The organism is Streptomyces sp. NPDC006174 (genome assembly GCF_040614075.1).
Classification (GTDB): domain Bacteria; phylum Actinomycetota; class Actinomycetes; order Streptomycetales; family Streptomycetaceae; genus Streptomyces.
The window spans coordinates 1-20184 of record NZ_JBEXTJ010000009.1; the positions used below are offsets into that span (position 1 = coordinate 1).

18 protein-coding genes and 2 pseudogenes are annotated in these 20184 nt (G+C 72.9%); 5 read left to right on the top strand and 15 right to left on the bottom strand.

Annotated features, from left to right (window positions below; translation table 11 throughout):
* Positions 1-1052: cation transporter (locus ABZ267_RS20875; protein WP_356747277.1), on the bottom strand; the 1052-nt coding region annotated here is incomplete at its 3' end.
* 256 nt (positions 1053-1308) lie between these two features.
* Between ABZ267_RS20875 and ABZ267_RS20880 the strand changes: the two genes are divergently transcribed.
* Entirely contained in the window at positions 1309-1998 is a 690-nt protein-coding gene (locus ABZ267_RS20880; protein ID WP_356747279.1) for a copper homeostasis protein CutC, read from the top strand.
* Between the two features lie 50 nt (positions 1999-2048).
* Here the strand turns inward: ABZ267_RS20880 and ABZ267_RS20885 are convergent, their stop codons facing one another.
* Complete coding sequence (locus tag ABZ267_RS20885; protein WP_356747281.1) at positions 2049-4148, bottom strand: UvrD-helicase domain-containing protein; 2100 nt, start codon at positions 4146-4148, stop codon at positions 2049-2051.
* 399 nt (positions 4149-4547) lie between these two features.
* Between ABZ267_RS20885 and ABZ267_RS20890 the strand changes: the two genes are divergently transcribed.
* On the top strand, positions 4548-4736 hold the full coding sequence (locus ABZ267_RS20890; protein ID WP_356747283.1) for a hypothetical protein: 189 nt from the start codon (positions 4548-4550) through the stop codon (positions 4734-4736).
* Positions 4737-4746: 10 nt separating this feature from the next.
* Here the strand turns inward: ABZ267_RS20890 and ABZ267_RS20895 are convergent.
* The 5 genes and pseudogenes from ABZ267_RS20895 to ABZ267_RS20915 all read right to left on the bottom strand — a co-directional run bounded on the left by ABZ267_RS20895 (position 4747) and on the right by ABZ267_RS20915 (position 10999).
* Positions 4747-5464, bottom strand: a pseudogene (locus ABZ267_RS20895) (peptidase C39 family protein).
* 161 nt (positions 5465-5625) lie between these two features.
* Positions 5626-5844: pseudogene (locus tag ABZ267_RS20900) on the bottom strand (AraC family transcriptional regulator); the annotation flags it as partial.
* A gap of 49 nt (positions 5845-5893) precedes the next feature.
* Positions 5894-7537, bottom strand: a complete 1644-nt coding sequence (locus ABZ267_RS20905; protein WP_350677943.1) for a DNA repair helicase XPB — start codon at positions 7535-7537, stop codon at positions 5894-5896.
* A gap of 129 nt (positions 7538-7666) precedes the next feature.
* Positions 7667-8419, bottom strand: a complete 753-nt coding sequence (locus tag ABZ267_RS20910) for a DUF2071 domain-containing protein (RefSeq protein WP_356747285.1) — start codon at positions 8417-8419, stop codon at positions 7667-7669.
* Positions 8420-8536: 117 nt separating this feature from the next.
* On the bottom strand, positions 8537-10999 hold the full coding sequence (locus ABZ267_RS20915; RefSeq protein ID WP_356747287.1) for a helicase C-terminal domain-containing protein: 2463 nt from the start codon (positions 10997-10999) through the stop codon (positions 8537-8539).
* Between the two features lie 63 nt (positions 11000-11062).
* Here ABZ267_RS20915 and ABZ267_RS20920 point away from each other — a divergent pair, with 63 nt between their 5' ends.
* A complete protein-coding gene (locus tag ABZ267_RS20920) occupies positions 11063-12415 on the top strand; it encodes a hypothetical protein (RefSeq protein WP_356747289.1) in 1353 nt (450 codons plus the stop codon).
* 12 nt (positions 12416-12427) lie between these two features.
* On the opposite strand, the gene ABZ267_RS20925 is transcribed toward ABZ267_RS20920, so the two are convergent.
* The 4 genes from ABZ267_RS20925 to ABZ267_RS20940 are packed head-to-tail and all read right to left on the bottom strand — an operon-like array spanning position 12428 to position 16480.
* On the bottom strand, positions 12428-13423 hold the full coding sequence (locus ABZ267_RS20925; protein ID WP_356747291.1) for an iron-siderophore ABC transporter substrate-binding protein: 996 nt from the start codon (positions 13421-13423) through the stop codon (positions 12428-12430).
* Positions 13424-13426: 3 nt separating this feature from the next.
* The gene (locus tag ABZ267_RS20930; RefSeq protein WP_356747293.1) at positions 13427-14314 is read right to left on the bottom strand and encodes an ABC transporter ATP-binding protein; all 888 of its coding nucleotides are present in this window, start codon (positions 14312-14314) and stop codon (positions 13427-13429) included.
* Positions 14311-15381 carry an iron ABC transporter permease gene (locus ABZ267_RS20935; protein ID WP_356747839.1) on the bottom strand — a complete coding sequence of 357 codons (1071 nt, stop codon included), beginning with the start codon at positions 15379-15381 and terminating at the stop codon, positions 14311-14313. The genes ABZ267_RS20930 and ABZ267_RS20935 overlap by 4 nt, the downstream gene beginning before the upstream one ends.
* 52 nt (positions 15382-15433) lie before the next feature.
* Positions 15434-16480 carry an iron ABC transporter permease gene (locus ABZ267_RS20940; protein WP_356747295.1) on the bottom strand — a complete coding sequence of 349 codons (1047 nt, stop codon included), beginning with the start codon at positions 16478-16480 and terminating at the stop codon, positions 15434-15436.
* Between the two features lie 217 nt (positions 16481-16697).
* Between ABZ267_RS20940 and ABZ267_RS20945 the strand changes: the two genes are divergently transcribed.
* On the top strand, positions 16698-17372 hold the full coding sequence (locus ABZ267_RS20945; protein ID WP_356747297.1) for an HAD family hydrolase: 675 nt from the start codon (positions 16698-16700) through the stop codon (positions 17370-17372).
* 32 nt (positions 17373-17404) lie between these two features.
* On the opposite strand, the gene ABZ267_RS20950 is transcribed toward ABZ267_RS20945, so the two are convergent.
* Both ABZ267_RS20950 and ABZ267_RS20955 read right to left on the bottom strand, forming a co-directional pair.
* The gene (locus ABZ267_RS20950) at positions 17405-17710 is read right to left on the bottom strand and encodes a hypothetical protein (protein ID WP_356747299.1); all 306 of its coding nucleotides are present in this window, start codon (positions 17708-17710) and stop codon (positions 17405-17407) included.
* A 69-nt stretch (positions 17711-17779) separates the two neighbouring features.
* Entirely contained in the window at positions 17780-18019 is a 240-nt protein-coding gene (locus ABZ267_RS20955) for a hypothetical protein (RefSeq protein WP_356747301.1), read from the bottom strand.
* Between the two features lie 179 nt (positions 18020-18198).
* Between ABZ267_RS20955 and ABZ267_RS20960 the strand changes: the two genes are divergently transcribed.
* On the top strand, positions 18199-18582 hold the full coding sequence (locus ABZ267_RS20960) for a cold-shock protein (RefSeq protein WP_006126557.1): 384 nt from the start codon (positions 18199-18201) through the stop codon (positions 18580-18582).
* Between the two features lie 35 nt (positions 18583-18617).
* Here the strand turns inward: ABZ267_RS20960 and ABZ267_RS20965 are convergent, their stop codons facing one another.
* The gene (locus tag ABZ267_RS20965) at positions 18618-19487 is read right to left on the bottom strand and encodes a 1,4-dihydroxy-6-naphthoate synthase (RefSeq protein WP_356747303.1); all 870 of its coding nucleotides are present in this window, start codon (positions 19485-19487) and stop codon (positions 18618-18620) included.
* Positions 19477-20172, bottom strand: a complete 696-nt coding sequence (locus tag ABZ267_RS20970) for a futalosine hydrolase (protein ID WP_356747305.1) — start codon at positions 20170-20172, stop codon at positions 19477-19479. The genes ABZ267_RS20965 and ABZ267_RS20970 overlap by 11 nt, the downstream gene beginning before the upstream one ends.
* Positions 20173-20184: the final 12 nt, after the last annotated feature.

Below are 20184 nucleotides of genomic sequence, written 5' to 3' on the forward strand. Positions count from 1 at the left end.
TCGACGAGGCGGGCCATGCGGGCGAGTTGGGTGTCGGAGCCGATACGGGTGGCCTCGACGACGAGACGGCCGCCGGCGTTGATCGTCGCACCGGTCACCGCGTCACCGGCGGCGACCTCCACGGGCACGGACTCGCCGGTGAGCATGGAGGCGTCCACGGCGGAGCTGCCGTCGACGACCGTGCCGTCGGTGGCGATCTTCTCTCCGGGCCGGACCAGGAAGCGGTCGCCGACCTGGAGTTCGGCGGTCGGCACGGTCACCTCGCGGCCGTCGCGCAGGAGCGTGACCTCCTTCGCGCCCAGCTCCATCAGCGCCCGGAGCGCGGCTCCGGCCTTCCGCTTGGAGCGGGCCTCGAACCAGCGACCGGCGAGGATGAAGGCGGTCACTCCGGCGGCGGCTTCGAGATAGATGTTCCGGGCGCCGTCGCTGCGCGCGATGGTCAGCTCGAACGGATGCGTCATCCCGGTCATGCCCGCCGTACCGAAGAACAGCGCCCACACCGACCACAGGAACGCGGCCGACGTACCGACCGAGATCAGCGTGTCCATCGTCGCCGCGCCGTGCTTGAGGTTGGTCCAGGCGGCGCGGTGGAAGGGCCAGCCGGCGTACGTGACGACGGGAGCGGCGAGGGTCAGCGAGAGCCACTGCCAGTTGTCGAACTGGAGCGCCGGGACCATCGCCATCGCGATCACCGGGACGGCGAGGACGAGCGAGGTGATCAGGCGCTGGCGGAGCGCGGTGAGTTCGTGGTCGGACTCCTCCGCCGTCCCGTTCTCGCCGGCCTCCTCTCGCGGTGGCTCCTGCGCGGTGTAGCCGGTGGCCTCGACGGTGGAGATCAGGTCCTGTACGGAGACGTCCTCGCCCCGGTACGTCACCTTCGCCTTCTCCGTGGCGTAGTTGACGGTCGCCTCCACGCCGTCCATCCGGTTGAGCTTCTTCTCGATGCGGGCCGCGCAGGAGGCGCAGGTCATACCGCCGATGGAGAGCTCTACGGAGGCGCCGGAGGCGTTGCCGGTGCTGGAGGCCAGAGAGGTGGCGGAGCGGGTGGGCACGGGGTCCTCCTCGGAGCGGGTTCGAATACCCCTAGGGGGTATCCCTTCCTCTCCTCATATATACCCCCCACCCCTATGAAACGCAAGGCGCGCCGGAGGATGCCTGCCGGACGGGGTCGCGCATGTCCGCGATCATGCGTTCAGATGGAGGGCTGCGCGGCCGCTCGGCCGCCCCGTAGGCTGGCCATTGGACTAGACCTATAGCCGCAAGCTGTGTACGGCTGCGTACAGCCGCGTATCGGAGGAATGGGGACCCATGAGCAACCGTGCAGTCCTGGAGGTGATCGCTCTCGACGCGGAGGACGCGGTCGCCGCCCAGGCAGGTGGTGCAGACCGCCTCGAACTGGTCACCGACATGGCCGCGGACGGCCTGACGCCGTCACGGGAGACCTTCGCGGCGATCCGGTCGGCCGTGGACATCCCGCTGCGCGTGATGCTCAGGGTGGCGGACGGCTTCGCCGCCGGTGACATCGACGTACTGGTCGAGAAGGCGCTCGAGATGCGGGCGGCGGGCGCGGACGAGTACGTGCTCGGCTTCCTGGACGAGGACGGTCACGCCGACCTCGTGGCCATCGAGCGGATCGTCGCCCAGCTCGACGGCGCCCGCTGGACCTTCCACCGCGCGATCGACCGGGCCGCCGACCGCGACGCGCTGCGCAAGCAGCTCGCGGACCTGCCGGGCCTGGACACGTTCCTCACGGCGGGTTCGCCGGACGGGGTCGACGCCGGTCTGCCGACGCTGCTCGCCGAGGCCGCCCGTACGCGGGAGCCCGGGTACGAGGCGCAGATCCTGGTCGGCGGCGGGCTCCAGCTCCACCACGTGCCGCGGTTGCGGGCGGCCGGGATCGACGCGTTCCACATCGGCGGCGCGGCCCGTCCGTCCGGCTGGTCCACGCCGGTGGACGCGGCGGCGGTACGGGAGTGGCGCGAGGCGCTCGACGCCTGATCCAGGAGGCACGGGGCGGGCGCCGCAACAGGCCCCGCCCCTCCGTCCGACTACCGCAGCGCCTCCGGCAGCGCCGCCGCGTGCACCACCGTCAGCCCCGACACCGCACGGGTCAGCGCGACGTACAGCCGCCGCAGCCCGGTCCGCTCGTCCGGCTCGCCGTCCACCACGGCCGCCGGCTCGTCGAGCACCACGTAGTCGTACTCCAGGCCCTTCGCCAGCGACGCTGGCACCAGCGTCAGCCGCGACTCGGCGGTGGTCTCCTCACCGGGCGAGAGATACGCGTGACCCGCGGCCGCCAGCGCCGCACCGAGCGCCGGAATCCGGGCATCGGCGGCGATCAACCCGATCGACCCCTCGTGCAGCAACGACTCCGTGCAGGCGGCGACCACGGCCGCGTCCAGCGCCTGCACGCCGGCGACCTCCCGTACGACCAGCGAACCCGGCGACTCACGCACCGACTCCACCGCTGCCAGACCCGGCGAGATCGCGGGCAGCAGCCGGGAGGCGTACGCGATCACCTCGCGCGGCACACGGAAGCCAGCCGTCAGCTCCTCCACCACCGCGTCCGCCTTCCCGAGGTGGAACAGCGCCTCGTTCCAACTCTCCGTCGACCACGGCGTCGTCCCTTGCGCGAGGTCTCCGAGCACGGTCGCCGAACCGGTCGAACACCGCCGTCCCACCGCCCGGTACTGCATCGGCGAGAGGTCCTGCGCCTCGTCCAGCACGACATGGCCGAGCGAGTGCGTACGGGCCACCAGGTCACGGGCCTCGTCGATGAGCACCGCGTCCGCCGCCGACCACCTGGCCGACTTCACGCTCCGGGCGGGCTTCGCCTGGAGGATCAGCTTCTGCTCGTCCGCGCTGAGCAGCCCGTCCGCGTGGACGGCCAGGAACTCCGGGTCGGCCAGCAGCCGCAGCACCAGCTTCTCCGGGTCGACGGCGGGCCAGATCGCCTTCACGGCCGCCTTGACCGCCGGGTTGCGGGCCACGGTGTTCTGCACGCGGTCGTCCGGCGCCTCGCCGGCCTCCTCCATCCGTACGAGGACGGCGTGCGCGATCCGCTGTGGCAGGGCCTCGTGGGCGGAGCCGTACCGCATGTCCCGGGCGAGCAGCTCCTCGACCATCTCCCCGATCTCGTACGCGGGCACGCGCCAGCGCCGCGAGCCGCGCACCACGACGACGGGCTCGGCCGGCGTGGTGACGTGCGAGCGGATGGCCCGGCGCAGCACCTCGGCCATCCGGGCGTCGCCCTTGACGACGGCGGCGGCCGCGTCGTCGCTGCCGCGCACCACGACGTCCGCCGTCACCAGGTCGTCCACGGTGGCCTGCTTGACCTCCAGCTCACCGAGTGCGGGCAGGACCTGCTCGATGTAGTGGAGGAAGGACCGGTTCGGCCCGATGACGAGCGTGCCGGTACGGGCGAGGCGCTCGCGGTGCGCGTACAGCAGGTAGGCCACGCGGTGCAGGCCGACGGCGGTCTTCCCGGTGCCGGGACCGCCTTGCACGCAGACGGTGCCGCCGAGGCCGCTCCGTACGATCTCGTCCTGCTCGGGCTGGATGGTGGCGACGATGTCGCGCATCGGGCCGACGCGCGGCCGCTCGATCTCCGCCTGGAGGAGCCGGCTGGTCCGCGCGGCCTCGGTCGGGTCGGTGAGGTGCTCGTCCTCGTACGCGGTGAGCTCGCCGGCCGTGTAGCCGAAGCGGCGGCGGAGCCCGACGTCCTGCGGGTTCTTCGGTGAGGCCTGGTAGTACGGCTGGGAGACCGGGGCCCGCCAGTCGATGACCATCGGGTCGCCGACGGTGTCATGGACGTGCCGGCGCCCGATGTAGAACCGCTCGCCTTCCGTACCTTCGGCCAGCTCGCCGCCGACGGCGTGGAGGTAGTCGAGACGGCCGAAGAACAAGGGCGTGTGGGAGAGGTCGGCGAGCGCCTTGACGCGGTCGTCGATCTGGGACTGGAGTACGGCGGCGTTGACCCAGTTCGCGGTGACATCGCGGATGTCGAGGGCCTGGACGTCCTCACGCATCGCGCGCAGGGCGGCCCGGGACGCGGCGAGATGGGCGCGCTCGTGAGCCAGGGGATCGGCGGGATCGGTGGTGCCGGTGGGGTCGGGGGTGGAATCGCTTGTCGCTACGTGCGCGGGCACGGTGTTGCCTCCGGCTCTTCAACGGCTCGTCGACAACCTCTCGACGGCTTTCGACGGCTCTTCGACGCAGGACGGCGGACCGTTCACCGGCGCCGGCGGAGGCCGGAGCAGGACGGTCCGCTCGGAAGGTTCGTTCGCGTGTGTGTCGGCCGGTTTCCGTCCGGTCGGCGGCGCTCCCGGGGCCGTCGGTGCGGCGCGGGAGGCGGGCAGACCGGCGATTGTAGCCACAGGTCGGGTCGGCGGCGAAACGGATTATCGCCTCTCCTCGCGGAGGAGAGGCGAGGGATACCCGTAGGGGATGTGTGCGGGCCGAGCGGTACTGGAGACCTACGAGCCCGGCGTACGGGTTCCGTCCGCGGGCCGACGCGGCCGAACGGGTGACGGGAGCACCATGGATACATGAGCACCACCACCCTGAACCCCAGCAGGACCGGCCCCGCGCACGGCGCGACCGCGGTCACCGGTCACCACCGACCTCATCGCCTCGGAGACGCGGTGCGCGCCGTGAAGGTGTTCGTGACGACGGCGTTCAGCGTGGTCGTCCTCGGGGAGTACGCGGAGGCGGCGGGCGTACGCCGGGGCCACTGAGCGGTCCTTCTCAGCGAACGACTCCTCCGATACGCACCGCGCCCCGGAAGTCCCGGACCCGCTCCTGCCCGACCACCGACATCGCGTCGAGCGCCTGATCAGCAACCGGCAGCAGATACGCGTCGACCCAGCTCTCTCCCGCAGCCGCGTTGAACCACGGATCGCCGACCACCTCCGCACCCGGCACGGCTCCATGGCACAGGACCCAGTGCGGCACGTCGAACCCCTGCATCGTGGCCAGCGACACCAGCAGCACGTGCTCCCGCCGCCCGACCGCCTCCCGGATCCCGGCCACCGACAGCCGCCGCGCGTCGACCGTTACGCCGAGTCGTCCGGCCTCCGCCCGTGACGCCCGCTGCAGCACGGCCCGCCACTCCCGCTCGTCCCCGGAGAGGTGGTCGAGCAGAACGGGCCCGTCCGTATCGAGCAGCACCCTCCACCGGCGACGACGGCCACCGGCGGCGGACCGCGACGCCCAGTCCCACCGGCTCGCACGCGGCGAAGTTGGTCGCGTCCCGCCACAGCGTCAGCTCCTTCACGTAGGCGGTCCCGGGACGCGCCGTCACCAGCGCGGCGCCATCGCCACCGGCCGCGACGACCAGCCGAGGAGCGTGCGGTGAGCGGTCGACAACGGCCCAGCGCTCCAGCACCTCGGGCCGGGCGGTCCGCCGCAGCGACTCCGGCCACGCGCCGGGCTCGTACGGGATCACGGTGTACGTCGACGTCATGCGCGGGACCTCCGGAGCAGCCAGACGAAGTACGGAGCGCCGACCAGTCGACCCGCGCATCAGCCGGGTCCGTATCGACCCCGTCGGGCGCCATCCGGCCCCGGAATCCTTCTACCAGCAGTAAGAGAGAAGAGAACCCTTCATGATCCGCACCCGCCGTCCACCCGGGACATCAGCGTCCCGCCGCGCACCCGGACCAGCTCGTGCAGCGGGTGGGTGTGCGGCTCCCACTCGGTGGGGACGCCGGAGACGTGGGACTCGGAGGTGATCACGAAGGGCGCCACGGCCCCCGCCGGAACGGTCGAGGCCCGACGCGTCACCGTGCCGGGCTCACGCGGCCACGCCCCGAATCCCGCGAGGTCAGGAGGGCGAGGGGACATGGGCCCGACTGTATCCGGTGCGTCCCGGGCCCCCTCGCGTAAGCCCTCCTCAGTTACCGGCGAGCAGCTCGTCCGCGTCGACGATCCGGTACGCGTACCCCTGCTCGGCCAGGAACCGCTGGCGGTGCGCCGCGAAGTCCTGGTCGATGGTGTCGCGGGCGACGACGGAGTAGAACCGCGCCTCGTGCCCGTCGGCCTTCGGCCGCAGGACGCGGCCCAGCCGCTGCGCCTCCTCCTGGCGCGAACCGAAGGTCCCGGAGACCTGGATGGCGACGGTGGCCTCCGGCAGGTCGATGGAGAAGTTGGCGACCTTGGAGACGACGAGGACGCTGATCTCGCCGTTCCGGAACGCGCCGAAGAGCTTCTCGCGCTGGGCGTTGCTGGTCTCGCCCTTGATGACGGGCGCGTCCAGATGTTCTCCCAGCTCATCGAGTTGATCGATGTACTGCCCGATGACGAGGGTCTGCTCGCCCTGGTGCTTGCGTACGAGCGCCTCGGTCACCTTCCGCTTGGTGGCGGTGGTGGCGCAGAACCGGTACTTCTCCTCCGCCTCGGCGGTGGCGTACGCGAGCCGCTCGGAGTCGGTGAGGTTGACCCGTACCTCGACGCAGTCGGCGGGCGCGATGTAGCCCTGCGCCTCGATCTCCTTCCACGGCGCGTCGAACCGCTTGGGCCCGATGAGCGAGAACACGTCGGACTCGCGCCCGTCCTCCCGTACGAGGGTGGCGGTGAGGCCGAGCCGCCGCCGGGCCTGAAGATCGGCGGTGAACTTGAAGACGGGTGCCGGCAGCAGATGGACCTCGTCGTAGACGACGAGCCCCCAGTCCCGGGAGTCGAAGAGCTCCAGGTGCGGATAGATGCCCTTACGCCGGGTGGTCAGCACCTGGTAGGTGGCGATGGTGACGGGCCGGATCTCCTTCTTCGTCCCGCTGTACTCGCCGATCTCGTCCTCAGTGAGTGACGTCCGCTTCACCAGCTCGTGCTTCCACTGCCGGGCGGAGACGGTGTTGGTGACGAGGATCAGCGTGGTGGCCTTGGCCTCGGCCATGGCACCGGCGCCGACGAGGGTCTTCCCGGCGCCACACGGCAGCACCACAACGCCGGACCCACCGTGCCAGAACCCTTCCACGGCCTGCTTCTGGTACGGCCGCAGCGCCCAGCCGTCCTCGGCCAGCTCGATCGGATGGGCCTCGCCGTCCACGTAACCGGCCAGGTCCTCGGCGGGCCAGCCGAGCTTCAGCAGCGTCTGCTTGATCTGCCCGCGCTCGGAGGGATGCACGGCCACGGTGTCCGGGTCGAGCCGGGCGCCGACGAGCGGCTGCACCTTCTTCGACCGCAGGATCTCCTCCAGCACCGGCCGGTCGGTACTGGTGAGCACCAGCCCGTGCACCGGGTGCTTGGAGAGGGTGAGCCGCCCGTACCGCGCCATCGTCTCGGCGATGTCGACCAGGAGCGCGTGCGGCACGGGGTAGCGGGAGTACTCGACGAGCGCGTCGACGACCTGCTCGGCGTCGTGCCCGGCGGCGCGGGCGTTCCACAGCCCGAGCGGGGTGACCCGGTACGTGTGGATGTGCTCGGGCGCACGCTCCAGCTCCGCGAAGGGTGCGATGACCCGACGGCAGGCGTCCGCCAGCTCGTGGTCGACTTCGAGGAGCAGCGTCTTGTCGCTCTGGACGATGAGGGGTCCGGTCACGCGCTTCGGCCCTTTCTGCGGGGTACGGCCACGCTGCGGGGTACGGCTGCGGCCAAACGTCCAGTGTGCCGCATCGGCGGGCGGGGCGGGGTGGGCGTGCGTGCGGAGCCCGGGGCGGCGGCCCCGGCCTCAGGCCCCGCGCCGCTGCGGCCCGAAGCGCACGGGGACACCTGGCGAGTACAGCACGCTCACCGGATCACCGGCCGGCGCGGGCAGCCCGGCGGCCGCCACCAGGTCCTCGTCGCACTCCAGGAGCTCGGCCCGGTGGAGGGGCCAGCGGGGATGGGCGTTGGGCAGGTAGGCGGTCCGCCCGAAGAACGAACTGTGCAGCGCCCAGCGGGCGGTCAGGAAGTGCTCCAGGCCCGTCGGTTTCTCGATCGCCTCCCCAGCCCGCAGCACGATCCGGCTCCGCGCACCGCGCGGCCCGGGGAGGCGTCGGGTGCTCGTGTACGTGAGGGTGTCGCCGGAGCGCTCGATGTCCATCCGGGACCAGACGTACGGCAACCGGAAGCCGGCCCGCGCCACGAGGACCGGGAGGAGCCGCGAGGCGTCGAGCGACCGGAAGACAACACCGCGCCGCCCGCGCTCGTCCACGGAGTACAGCCGCACATTGGTCTCCGGAAACGTCCCCAGATACGGAATCCCCGGCAGCCCGAGCACCCCGACCCGGTACATCCGGAACGCCACGAGCCCCACGTACGTCGTCGTCCCGTCGAAGGTGTCCGACACGGTCCCCGGCGGCAACAGCGGCGCCACATCCGTCGGATCGACAGCCCAGTGCACGAACGCCAGATCCAGCCAGGACTGCGTGAGCAGCGGCGGCATCGGCGCGGCGGGCGGGTCGGGCGTCACGGGTTCGGGGTCCGGGCGGGCTGTGGACATGTTCGCAGCATCGCAGACCGCAGGCTTCGGAGACCGCCCGCCGGCGAGGTCGGCAGAACCCTCGTGCAGCGGTGGCCGCTGACCAGGATCTCCTCGACAGCCGTGGCCTCCCTGCCCCTACGTCCCGTCCTCCGCCAGCTCCGCCACCCCCGTGATCCGGTGCAGAGCGAACGTGCGGACCTCGTCGGCCGTGTGGTCGTACGCCGTGACGAAGCCGCCTTCCACGCGGACCGGCGCGATCACGCGTTGGCTGGCCGCGCCCTCCGCGTTGACGTAGCCGATCCATACCGCCGAGCCCGTCATCGCGGCCGCCTGGACCGTGGCCAGGGTCTCCGCCGAGGTCGTACGGGGCAGGGAGCCGGAGGACGTGGTGGATGACGGGCCGCCTTCCGCCGGGTCCTTGCGGATCACCGTGGCGGCCGTGTCGCCGGCGCGGATGGCTCGGACCGCCGCGCCGAGCAGGATGGCGTCGGGAGTCGGCGGGCCTTCGGGGACCGGGGTCGGCGGGGTGCGGGGCGGGGTGCGGCGGGCGCCGGCTCGGGTGATCAGGACGTCGCCCTCGGCGGATTCGGCGGCGGGCGCGTAGCCCATCTCGCGGAGCGCTTCGAGGAGCGAGCCGGGGTCGGCCTGGGAGGCCAGGACCGTGGGGGCCAGGCGGCGCAGGCGCAGGCCCGTCGAGCGGCGGTCGGCCAGGATCTCGTTGAGGACCGCCTCGTCGTCGCAGCGTACGTACGCGGACGCCGCGCCGATCCGCAGGTGGCCGTGGCGGCGGGCCACGTCGTCGATCAGGTAGCTCAAGGGCTGCGGCACCGGCGTACGGCTGTGCGCGGCCAGGAACGCGTGCAGGTCGGTCGCCGCCTGCCCGGCGTCCAGCGCGCGGCGGACGGAGCCGGGCGTGAAGCGGTAGACCGTCGCGCCGCCCTTCGACTCGACATCCGCCAGGACGGAGAGGGTTGCTGCCAGCGGGCGTTCCAGCGGGCCCGGTGCCACCGCCGTCAGGTCCGCCTGGAGCAGGACGTGGTCCAGCGGTTCGGGCAGGAGAGGTGCCAGAAGGGCCGCCGCCGTCTCCTCGCCCTCCTCCAGCAGCGCACGGGCCTGCGAGGACAGCGCGCCTCGGCCCGTGATGCCCAGCAGCTCCGCCTCGTTCAGGGTCCAGAGGGCGAGGCGCGAGCGCAGGTCCGTGCCCTCACCGGAAGGCGCGGAGCCTCGCGACGGCCTTTCCCAGCGCAGCCGTCGCAGCAGCGTCTCCGGGTCCGGCGCGGTGCCCGGCGCCAGTTCGGCGAAGAGGGCCAGCACCCGGCGGCGTACCTCCGGCGCGGCCGAGCGGTCCAGCTCCGGCCCCAGCGCGGAGAGCGCCCGGCCCTTCGCGTCCTGGCCGCCGACCAGGCCCGGTACCCGCGTGGCCGGGAGCCAGGCCGTGGCCAGGTGCGTCCAGCGGTCCTGCGCGGAGAGGTCGAGCCACTCGTCGTACGCCGGCGTCGGCGCGTACCGCTCGTCGCTCTCGCCGTCGGCGGCCAACAGCCCGGCCGCGTAAGCAAGTTCGACCCAGAACGCGGCGATCGGCTCCGACACCTCCAGCGCGGTCGCCGTGCGCTTCAGCTCCCGTACGCTCAGGCCGCCCGCGCGCAGGATCGCCGGGCCGCCGCCGTTCCAGAGCTTCAGCAGCTCCTCGACCGTGGACAGCGCCGTGAACGCCTGACCGGCCGCCGCTCTGTCCACAACCTGTGGATCGCGCTCGGCCACCGCCGCGACGACCGGAGGAACCGGTTCCGGTACGCGGTGCGCGCGGCCGGCCCGCAGGTGCAGGGCCGCCTCGCGCGGCAGCACCACCGTCCGCGTCGAGACCGGCAGGAGCAGGCCCCGGTCCCGTAGCCACTTCACGGGCGGCGTCGGGTTCGGCGTGACCTCTCCGTACGGCGGGCCCCACACCAGCCGGTCCAGCACCGACAGCGCCTCCACCGGTGCCGTGTCCAGCAGCTCCGCCATCCGCGTCCGGTCCGTGAACAGGGCCGCCAGCGCCGCCACCGCCGACACCGGGTCGTGCGTGGCGGGCAGTCCGGCCGACGCCAGGATCTCCTGGAGCCGGCCCGGCGACATCCCGGCCGTCGCCTCCGCGACCGTGGGCCCGAGGCCCGTGGGTGAAGGGTGCTGCGGGGACGGGGCGAGCAGCTCGCGGGCCGTACGCACCAGCCGCAGCCGCTCGTCCTCGCCCCAGACCAGGGCCTGTTCGCGCAGCGTCGCCAGCGCGTCCGGCAGCGCGGCCGTGACCGCCGCACCCGCGTCGTCGCGCTGCTCGCCGTCGTCCAGGCCGTCGCCGGTGAGCAGCGAGAGCAGCGTGTCGTACGGCGCCGGGTCCGGCGCCACCGCCAGCGCCTCGGCGGTCTGCAGCGCGAACCGGTCCAGGTGCTCCAGCGCGCGGACCACCGAGGCCCGCGTCCCGGCCCTGGTGGCGAGCTGCGTGATGTCGTTCGGCACCGGGTTGAGGAGGTCGGGGCGGGCACGCAGCAGCCCGGCCAGCGATTCGTCGCCCCGGGCGCGCAGGGCTTCGGCGAGCGTGCGCGGTGGTGTGGTCGTCCCCATCCGTCCCACGTTAGCCGCTGAAACGCTACCGTCGGGGCAGGGCCGCAAGAGGGGACGCACCGCGTGGGGATCGAGAGCGACCAGCTCGTCTACGACTATCTGAGCCGGGTCGGTGACCTGGCGCAGCAGCAACAGCTGTCCTCGGGCGCCCGGATGCGGCTGGTCTCGACGCTGCGCGGGGAGATCGACCGCCGCCGCGCCACGGAGGGCGCGGACTCTCCGGCGGCCGTGCGGCGGATCATCGGCCGCCTCGGCAGCCCGGACGAACTGGTCAGCGCGGCGGCGGAGTCGGGCGACGGGTCGGTGCCGTTGCCGTCGGCGCGTACGAGTGCGGAGACCACTGTTCCCCGGCCCCGGACCGGCTTCCTCCGCAAGGGTCCGAAGGAGCCGGACGAGCCCGAGTCGGCCTCCGGTGCTGCCTCGGATCCGGCCTCCGCTCCCGCTCCGAAAGCCGGTTCCCGGCGGGGCGCGTCGTGGCGTGGCCTCGGGCGTGGAGCGGCGAGCGGCACGGGCGGCGACGCGGACGCCGGAAGCACCGAAGCCCGGTTCCGTACGGAGGCCGGCTATGCGCCCGACTCCCGTACGGAGGCCGGTCGCGGATCAGACTCCGGCTCCGGCTCCGGCTCCGGCTCCCGTACCGGCTCCGGCTCTCGTACCGGCTCCGACTCCCGTACCGGCTCCGGATCCGGCGCCGGCGACCATCCCCGTACGCGTCTCACGAAGTCCACCGCCCCCGACGAGCCCCCCGCCACCCCCTGGCCCCACCCCTCCGCACCGCACGTCCTCGGTCCCGACCAGCAGAGCACCGGTGACGACTGGTGGCGCCTGGAGCCCGGGCCCTTCGACGCCGGGACCGCCGTCCCCGGCTTCTTCGGCGGCATCGAGGCACCCGAACTCCTCGGCAGGCGGCCGGCGAAGCCCGAACCCGCCGAACGAGAAGCGGAAGACGAAGCGGAGGAGGCCGGCGGACCCGCCACCGCGGAGGCCCCTCGCCGCCACACCCTCCGCATCCCCAGGCCCCGCCGCCGCAAGCCGGTCGTCGCCGTCGCCGAACCCGTGGTCGCCGCACCAGCCGCCCGTGGCTTCGCGCACCCGCTGCTGCTCCTGGCCGCCGTGCTGCTCATCGCCGGAGTCGTCACCGGCTCCTGGATCCCGCTCGCGGGCGGCTGGCTCATCGCGTACGGCTCGCGGACCCTCTCCCGTACGGAGGCGAAGTGGGCGGCCCTGGGGCTGCCGGGCGTGGTCGTGGCCGGCGCGCTCGTCTGGGTGTGGGGCCGGGTGGACGGGCGGTGGGGCGAGCCCATCGCGGACGGCGGCCTGCGCGAGGTGCTGACCGGCGCCTGGCCGGTGGTCGTCCGCGTCGCCGCCGTCGCCTCCGCGCTCTACCTGGTGTGGCGGGCGCGGAGGCGGGCCTGAAAGCCGCGGTGGCTACTTCGTCAGGTTCGTCTGCAGCTCGCTCAGGATCTTGTCGGCCGCCGTGTAGCCGATGCCCTGGATCCACAGCTGGTCGTCGACCGCGAAGACCTTGCCGTTCTTCACCGCGTCCATGTTCTTCCACAGGCCGCCGCCGGTGGTCTGCGTCTCCCTGGACTTCTTCGGGTCGCCGTACGTCGAGTGGAAGACCGCGTCCGCGTCCGCGAGGTCGATCTTCTCCGGGCTGACGTCGTAACTGAAGCCGTCCTTCGCCTTGTCCGTGATGGCCGGACGGCCGAGGCCGACGTCGGCGAGGATCGTGGCGATGTAGTTCTTCCTGCCGTAGATGCGGATGTCGGCGCCTTCGACGAACCGGACCATGGTGACCTCGGTCGTCGCGGCCTTCTCCTTGCCGCCGAGCGCCTTCGTCACATCGGCCACGTGCCGCGCGTAGTCGTCGGTGACCATCTTCGCCTCGGCCTTCTTGTTCAGGGCCTCCGCGTGGACCTGGAAGTTCTCCTTCCAGGGGTAGCCGGTGTTCTCCGTCATCACGGTCGGCGCGATCTCCGACAGCTCGGCGTACTTGTCGCCGTGCCGGATCTTGCTCGTGAGGATGAGGTCGGGCTTCAGACCGGCGATGGCCTCCAGGTTCGGCGTCATCATCTGGCCGACGTCCGTGATGCCGGTGACCTGGTCCTTCGGCAGGTAGTTCAGGAAGCCGGAGTCCACGTCCGCGTGGGTCGCGCCGACCGGCTTCACGCCGAGGGTGAGGACCGAGTCGAGTTCGGCGGTGTCCAGGACGACGACCCGCTGCGGCGCGGCCGGCACCTTCACGTCGCCCATCGCCGTCCTCACCGTACGAGGAGCGCCGGCGGAGGCGTCGTCGGAGCCGGAGGAGCCGGAAGCGGAGCCCGAATCGGACGAGGAGCCGCACGCGGAGAGCGCCAGAGCGGCGGCCACGGTCAGGGACGCGGCGGCGAGCGTACGGGAGCGGTGCTGGAGGAGGGTCATGGCTCAGAGGGCCTTTCCAGGAGTCGGGGCAGAGGCAGGGGCTGAGGTGGTCGATGGGGTGGGGCTCCACGGCGCGCCCGGGACGACGAGCGGCGAACCCGTCACCGGATCCGGGACGATCACCGCCTCCAGGCCGAAGACCTCGCGTACGAGCTCGGCGGTGACGACGTCTCCCGGCCGGCCCTCCGCGACGATCCGGCCCTCCTTCATGGCGACCAGGTGGTCGGCGTACCGGGCCGCCTGGTTGAGGTCGTGCAGCACCGTCACGACGGTACGGCCCCGGCTGCCGTCGGCGGCAGGCGCGGCCAACTGGCGTACCAGATCCAGGACTTCCACCTGGTGCGCGATGTCCAGATACGTCGTCGGCTCATCCAGCAGCAGCAGGTCCGTCTCCTGCGCGAGCGCCATCGCGATCCACACCCGCTGCCGCTGCCCGCCCGACAGCTCGTCCACCGGCCGCTCGGCCAGCGCCGTCACATCCGTACGGGCCATGGCGTCGGTCACCGCGCGCTCGTCCGCGTCCGACCACTGCCGCCACCAGCTCTGATGCGGCTGGCGGCCCCGGGCCACCAGGTCGGAGACGGTGATCGCCTCGGGCGCCACCGGCGTCTGCGGGAGCAGCCCGATGGACCGCGCGATGCGCCTGGTCGGTATCCGCGCCAGCTCCGTACCGTCCAGCAGGACCGCGCCACCACGCGGCTTCAGCAGCCGGCCGAGCGCGCGCAGAGTGGTGGACTTGCCGCAGGCGTTCGGGCCGACGATGACGGTGACCTGGCCGTCGGGCACGGCGAGGTCCAGCTCGTGGACGACGGTGCGGTCCTCGTACGCGAGGGTCAGCGAACGGGCGGCCAGCCTGCTCCGGTGCTGAGCGGTTCCGGTCGTCGGGCTCATGCGGTGCCTCCACTGCGGCTTCGGTGACCGCGGATGATCAGCCAGATCAGGTACGGGGCGCCGACCGCCGCCGTGAGGACGCCCACCGGCAGTTCGGTCGGCGCGAACAGCCGGCGGGCGAGCAGATCGCCGAGGACCACGATCACCGCGCCCAGCAGCGCCGAGGAGACCAGCGGGATCTGTGCCGTACGGGTCATCCGGCGGGCGATCTGCGGCGCGAGCAGCGCCACGAAGTCCACCGGGCCCGCCGTGCCGGTCGCCACGGAGGCCAGGACCACACCGAGCGCGACCAGTCCGAGCCGTACGCGCCCCAGGCGTACGCCCAGCGCGGTCGCCGTGTCGTCGTCCATTGTCACGGTCCGCTGCGCGCGGGCCGCCCACGCCACGGCCGGCAGCAGGAGCAGCAGCGTCCAGGCGAGCGGGCCCGCCTCCGGCCAGCCGCGTCCGTTCAGCGAACCGGTCATCCAGATCTGCGCCTGCTGTGCGACCAGGTAGTCGCCCTTGGTCAGGAACAGCGTGGTCACCGACCGCAGCGCGATGGCGAAGCCGATGCCGATGAGGACGAAGCGCGTGGCGTGCAGGCCGCCGCGCCAGGCGAAGACGTAGACGAGCGCGGCGGCCGCGATGCCGCCGACGACGGAGAGGTACGGCAGGACGGCGTACGAGGTGATGCCGAAGGTCATCGAGCCGACGGTGAGCGCGCTCGCGCCTTGGCTGATGCCGATGATGTCGGGGCTGGCGAGCGGGTTGCGGGCCACGGTCTGGATGAGCGCTCCGGCGATCCCGAAGGCCACGCCGACCAGCAGCCCGACGGTCATCCGCGGCAGCCGGAGCGTGCCGACGACCAGCTCGGCGGAGGACGGCCGGCCGAGGACCACCTTCACGACCTCGCCGGGCGCGACGAAGCTCTCGCCGGCACAGAGGTACGCGACACAGACGGCGGCCAGCAGGACGAGGAGGCCCGCCGCGACGACGGACGCTCGCCGGTGCAGCAGGAACCGGCCGCGCGGGCCCGCCTTCACGACGGCGTACCCGGCGGGCCGGACCCGTACGGCCGTGTCCGTCACCGACGTACGGCTCACGCGGGCACCGCCTTCCGGCGGCGTACGAGGCTCTCTCTCACGCCGGCACCGCCTTCCGGCGTACGAGAGTGACCAGGAACGGCACTCCGATCAGCGCCGTCATCACACCCGCCGGGACCTCGCTCGGCGGGAACACGATCCGGCCGACGACGTCCGGGACGAGCAGCATCACCGGCCCGAGCAGCGCGGCCATCGGCAGCACCCAGCGGTGGTCGCCGCCGACGACCGCGCGGGCGATGTGCGGGACGGCGAGGCCGATGAACGCGATCGGCCCGGCGGCGGCGACCCCGACCCCGGTCAGCACGGTCGCACCGATCCCGCCGACGATCCGGACCGCCGCGACGTCCCGACCGAGCCCCTTCGCCACGTCCTCGCCGAGCGCGAGCGCGTCCAGGCCACGGGCCACCGAGAGCACGAGCACCGCGCCCAGCAGCAGGAACGGCCACACCTGCTGGACGACGTCCGCCTCGCGACCGGCGATCGAACCGACCTGCCAGAAGCGGAACTCGTCCAGCGCCGACGCCCTCGTCGTCAGGACCCCCATCGTCACCGACACCAGCAACGCGTTGATCGCCGCACCGCCGAGCGCGAGCTTCACGGGCGTCGCGCCGCCGCGACCGCTGGAGGCGATGGCGTACACCGCGACCGAGGCGACGGCGGCCCCGGCGAAGGCGAACCAGACGTACCCGCTCAGCGTGTGCACGCCGGCGAACGCGATCGCCATCACCACCGCCACCGACGCGCCTTGGCTGATGCCGAGGATGCCGGGGTCGGCGATGGGGTTACGGGTGATGCCTTGGAGCACCGTGCCCGCGAGGGCCAGCGCCGCGCCGACCATCAGCCCGGTCAGCGTGCGCGGCACCCGCATGGTCCGGACCACCTCGGCCGCGTCGGAGGTGCCGCCGTGCAGCAGCGCGTCGAACACCTCGCCCGGCGGGATGGACCGCGCGCCGACCGCGAGGCTCAGCAGCACGGCCAGCAGGAGCGCGAGGACGGCGGCCGCGGTGGCGGCGGCGCGCCGGGAGAGGCGGGGCGCGCGAGGTGTCGGGGTCGCGACGGCCGGTGCTGGCGCAGGCGCTGACATCTGAACCCATCGGCAGGGACTTGGGGAGGGACTTCGCAAGGATGGCTTGCGAGAATGACTAAGGCTTGGCTAAGTGCGGGCTCAGTCTAGGTGGCGGGCGCTTCGCCGAGAACGGCGGTGGGCGGGCCCGACGGACCCACCGGGCCCGACGGACCGTGGGCCCGACGAACCCACCGGGCCCGACGGACCCACCGGGCCGGTCGGCACAATGGTCCGCATGGCTTCCACGGCTTCGAGCCCCCACACGGTCCCCGCCCCCGCACCGCACCCGGCCCCTCTCACGGTCGGCTTCGACCTCGACATGACCCTCATCGACTCCCGGGCCGGTATCGCCGCCACCTACCGGGCCCTCTCCGCGGAGACGGGAGTCCCCATCGACGACGCCTTGGTGGTGCGCCGGATCGGCCCGCCGCTGGAGGAGGAGCTGGCGAACTGGTTCCCGGCCGACCAGGTGGCCGCCGCCGGTGACCGCTACCGGGCGCTCTACCCGGACCACGCGATAGCGCCGAGCACGGCCCTGCCCGGAGCGCGGGAGTCCGTGGAGGCGGTGCGGGCGCTGGGCGGCCGGGCGATCGTCGTGACGGCGAAGTACGAGCCGAACGCCAAACTGCACCTCGCGCACCTCGGGATCGAACCGGACTCGGTGACCGGCTGGCTCTGGGCGGAGGCCAAGGGTGAGGCGCTGAAGGAGTACGGGGCGCAGGTGTACGTGGGCGACCACGTCGGAGACGTACGAGGAGCGCGCGCGGCCGGTGCTCTGTCGGTGGCCGTGACGACGGGCCCGTGCGACGAGCGGGAGCTGCGGGCGGCGGGCGCGGACGTGGTGCTGGCGGACCTGACGGAGTTCCCGGCCTGGCTGCGCGTGTACGAGGCGAACCGCACGGCGGCCTGAGACAGCCACCGCACGGCGGCGGCCTGAGAGCCCTACCGCACCTCGGTCACCCGGTCGATCACCCAGTCCAGCCCGTGCGGCCCCGGTACGTACGACGGTGCCTGCCGCCAGACCCGGCTGAAGCCGTCGACGAGCGCGGACCGGGCGTCCGCGCCGTCCGGCAGCCGGGTCCGCAGCAGCTCCAGCAGGAGCGGCGCGAGCAGGTCGTACAGCTGACCGAGCGCGTCCCGGCTGCCGTGCGCGACCTGCACGAGGAGGTCGTCGACGTGTGCGGTGGCCCGGCCCGGGACGTCACAGGCTGCGGGATGGACGGAGAGGGCGTCGCCTGCGTGCTTCACGCGACCGAGCCTAGAGCCTTCCGCGACCCCGGCCGACCGGCGTGATCCGGACGAAAGATCCACGAGGCCCTAGGTGCGGCTCGCGGCCCGCTTGGGCGAGGAGAGCCAGACCGAGCGGACGACGCCCGCGCCGGCGATCAGGAAGCCGACGCCCATGAACATGCAGACCCCGTACGCGATCGGAGGGAACGGCTCCGTACCGAGGAAGAGCGGGGCGACCGTCACCAGAGTGGCCAGCGCGCCGACGAAGAAGACGATCGCGCCGACCGATACGAGCCGGTCACCGGCGCCTGAAGGAGTAGTGGTCACGCCACCAGGGTAGTTCCCTGCCCGGAGGAACACTCCGGCGACGTCTTGTCACCGGACGCAGGGCCATTAGCCTGGGACCAGGCGGGTCACGGTGACCCGCTGTACTGCTATCCGGAGCCGTGCCCATCGGCGAGCACGGCTCTTTCCGCACAGTGACGAGTACGAGGACGGGGACAGACGTGCCCACCGGCAAGGTGAAGTGGTTCAACAGCGAGAAGGGCTTCGGCTTTCTCTCCCGCGACGACGGCGGCGACGTCTTCGTGCACTCGTCGGTACTCCCTGCCGGGGTCGACGCACTCAAGCCCGGCCAGCGTGTGGAGTTCGGCGTGGTCGCGGGCCAGCGCGGTGACCAGGCCCTGTCCGTGGTGGTCCTCGACCCGACCCCGTCCGTCGCGGCCGCCCAGCGCCGCAAGCCGGACGAGCTGGCGTCGATCGTGCAGGACCTGACGACGGTCCTGGAGAACATCACGCCCCAGCTGGAGCGCGGCCGCTACCCGGACAAGGCGGCGGGTGCCAAGATCGCGGGCCTGCTGCGCGCGGTCGCGGACCAGCTGGACGTGTAGCCGGCGGACTCTCAGGGCGTGTGGCCGGCGGACTTCTACGGCGCGGCCGGGAACGCCAGCGCGTCCGGGCCGAGGGGCGGTACGAGTCCCTCGGCCGCGGCGCGGGTGAGCAGGCCGCGGACCGCCGCGTAGCCGTCCTCGCCGAGGTCGGCGGTGAACTCGTTCACGTACAGGCCGATGTGCTGGTCCGCGACGGCCGGGTCCATCTCCTGGGCGTGCTCCTGGACGTACGGCCGCGAGACCTCCGGGTGGTCCCAGGCCAGCCGGACCGAGCTGCGGATGGTGTCGGCCAGGCGGTGCAGGGTCTCGGCGCCGAGGGAGCGCTTGGCGATGATCGCGCCGAGCGGGATCGGCAGGCCGGTGGTGTCCTCCCAGTGGCGTCCCATGTCGGCCAGGTTGTGGAGCCCGAAGTTCCGGTACGTGAAACGGGCCTCGTGGATGACGAGACCGGCGTCCACCTTGCCGTCCCGGACCGCCGGCATGATCTCGTCGAACGGCATGACGACGACCTCGCCGACCCCGCCCGGCACCATCTCCGCCGCCCAGAGCCGGAACAGCAGGTACGCCGTGGACCGCTCGCTCGGCACCGCGACCGTCCGGCCCGTCAGGTCCAGGCCCAGCTCCTTGCTCAGGACCAGCGGCCCGCAGCCCCGGCCCAGCGCGCCGCCGCACGGCAGGAGCGCGTACTCCTCCAGGACCCACGGCAGGACCGCGTACGACACCTTCAGCACGTCCAGCTCGCCGCGCTCGGCCATGCCGTTGGTGAGGTCGATGTCCGCGAAGGTCACGTCGAGCGCGGGCGCGCCGGGGACGCGGCCGTGGGCCCAGGCGTCGAAGACGAACGTGTCGTTGGGGCAGGGCGAGAAGGCGATCTCGATCGGGCCCGGGTGCGTGTCAGTGGTCATGCCGGTTCCAACCTTCCAGTACGGGTGCGCTCTTCCCGAACGCTTCCGTGAGCGCGGCCAGCGCGTCGCCGATGCGCCAGGCGGCCCGGTCGCGCGGGCCGACGGTGTTCGAGATCGCCCGCAGTTCCAGTACGGGCACTGCGGCCCGCTCGGCCGCCTCCGCGACCCCGAAGCCCTCCATCGCCTCGGCCAGCGCGTCCGGGTGCGCGGCGAGCAGGGCGGCGGTGCGGGTCGCGGTGCCGGTCACGGTGGAGACGGTGAGGACGGGGCCGGGTGCGGCGCCGGTGGCCGACGCCACCTCCCGTACGAGCGCGGGCGGCGGCGTGAAACGGTCGCGGCCGAAGCCGAGCGCGGTGACGGGCGCGAAGCCGTCCGGCGTCTCGGCGCCGAGGTCGGCCGCGACGATGGCGCTCGCCACGACCAGCGAACCGAGCGGTGCGGCGGGCGCGAAGCCGCCGCCGATCCCGGCCGAGACGACGAGTCCGTACGGGTGAGGCGTGGACGCCAGCGCGAAGGCGGCGGCCGCCGCTGCCGCCGCCGGGCCCGCACCGCCGGCCAGGACGTCGAACGCACCGCTGCGGTGCAGCTCGGCGCCCGGCAGCGCGAGGATCTCGTCAGTGCCTCCGAACGCACGCGTGACCGCGTCCCGTTCCACCGGGACAGCGGTCACGACGAGCACACGCACAGGAGAGCCTCA

Bases quoted from the DNA above. Each gene is read 5' to 3' on its own strand.
- ABZ267_RS20880 (WP_356747279.1), top strand. From the start codon at position 1,309: ATGAGCAACCGTGCAGTCCTGGAGGTGATCGCTCTCGACGCGGAGGAC.
- ABZ267_RS20890 (WP_356747283.1), top strand. From the start codon at position 4,548: ATGAGCACCACCACCCTGAACCCCAGCAGGACCGGCCCCGCGCACGGC.
- ABZ267_RS20910 (WP_356747285.1), bottom strand. From the start codon at position 8,419: ATGTCCACAGCCCGCCCGGACCCCGAACCCGTGACGCCCGACCCGCCC.
- ABZ267_RS20915 (WP_356747287.1), bottom strand. From the start codon at position 10,999: ATGGGGACGACCACACCACCGCGCACGCTCGCCGAAGCCCTGCGCGCC.
- ABZ267_RS20925 (WP_356747291.1), bottom strand. From the start codon at position 13,423: ATGACCCTCCTCCAGCACCGCTCCCGTACGCTCGCCGCCGCGTCCCTG.
- ABZ267_RS20930 (WP_356747293.1), bottom strand. From the start codon at position 14,314: ATGAGCCCGACGACCGGAACCGCTCAGCACCGGAGCAGGCTGGCCGCC.
- ABZ267_RS20940 (WP_356747295.1), bottom strand. From the start codon at position 16,480: ATGTCAGCGCCTGCGCCAGCACCGGCCGTCGCGACCCCGACACCTCGC.
- ABZ267_RS20945 (WP_356747297.1), top strand. From the start codon at position 16,698: ATGGCTTCCACGGCTTCGAGCCCCCACACGGTCCCCGCCCCCGCACCG.
- ABZ267_RS20965 (WP_356747303.1), bottom strand. From the start codon at position 19,487: ATGACCACTGACACGCACCCGGGCCCGATCGAGATCGCCTTCTCGCCC.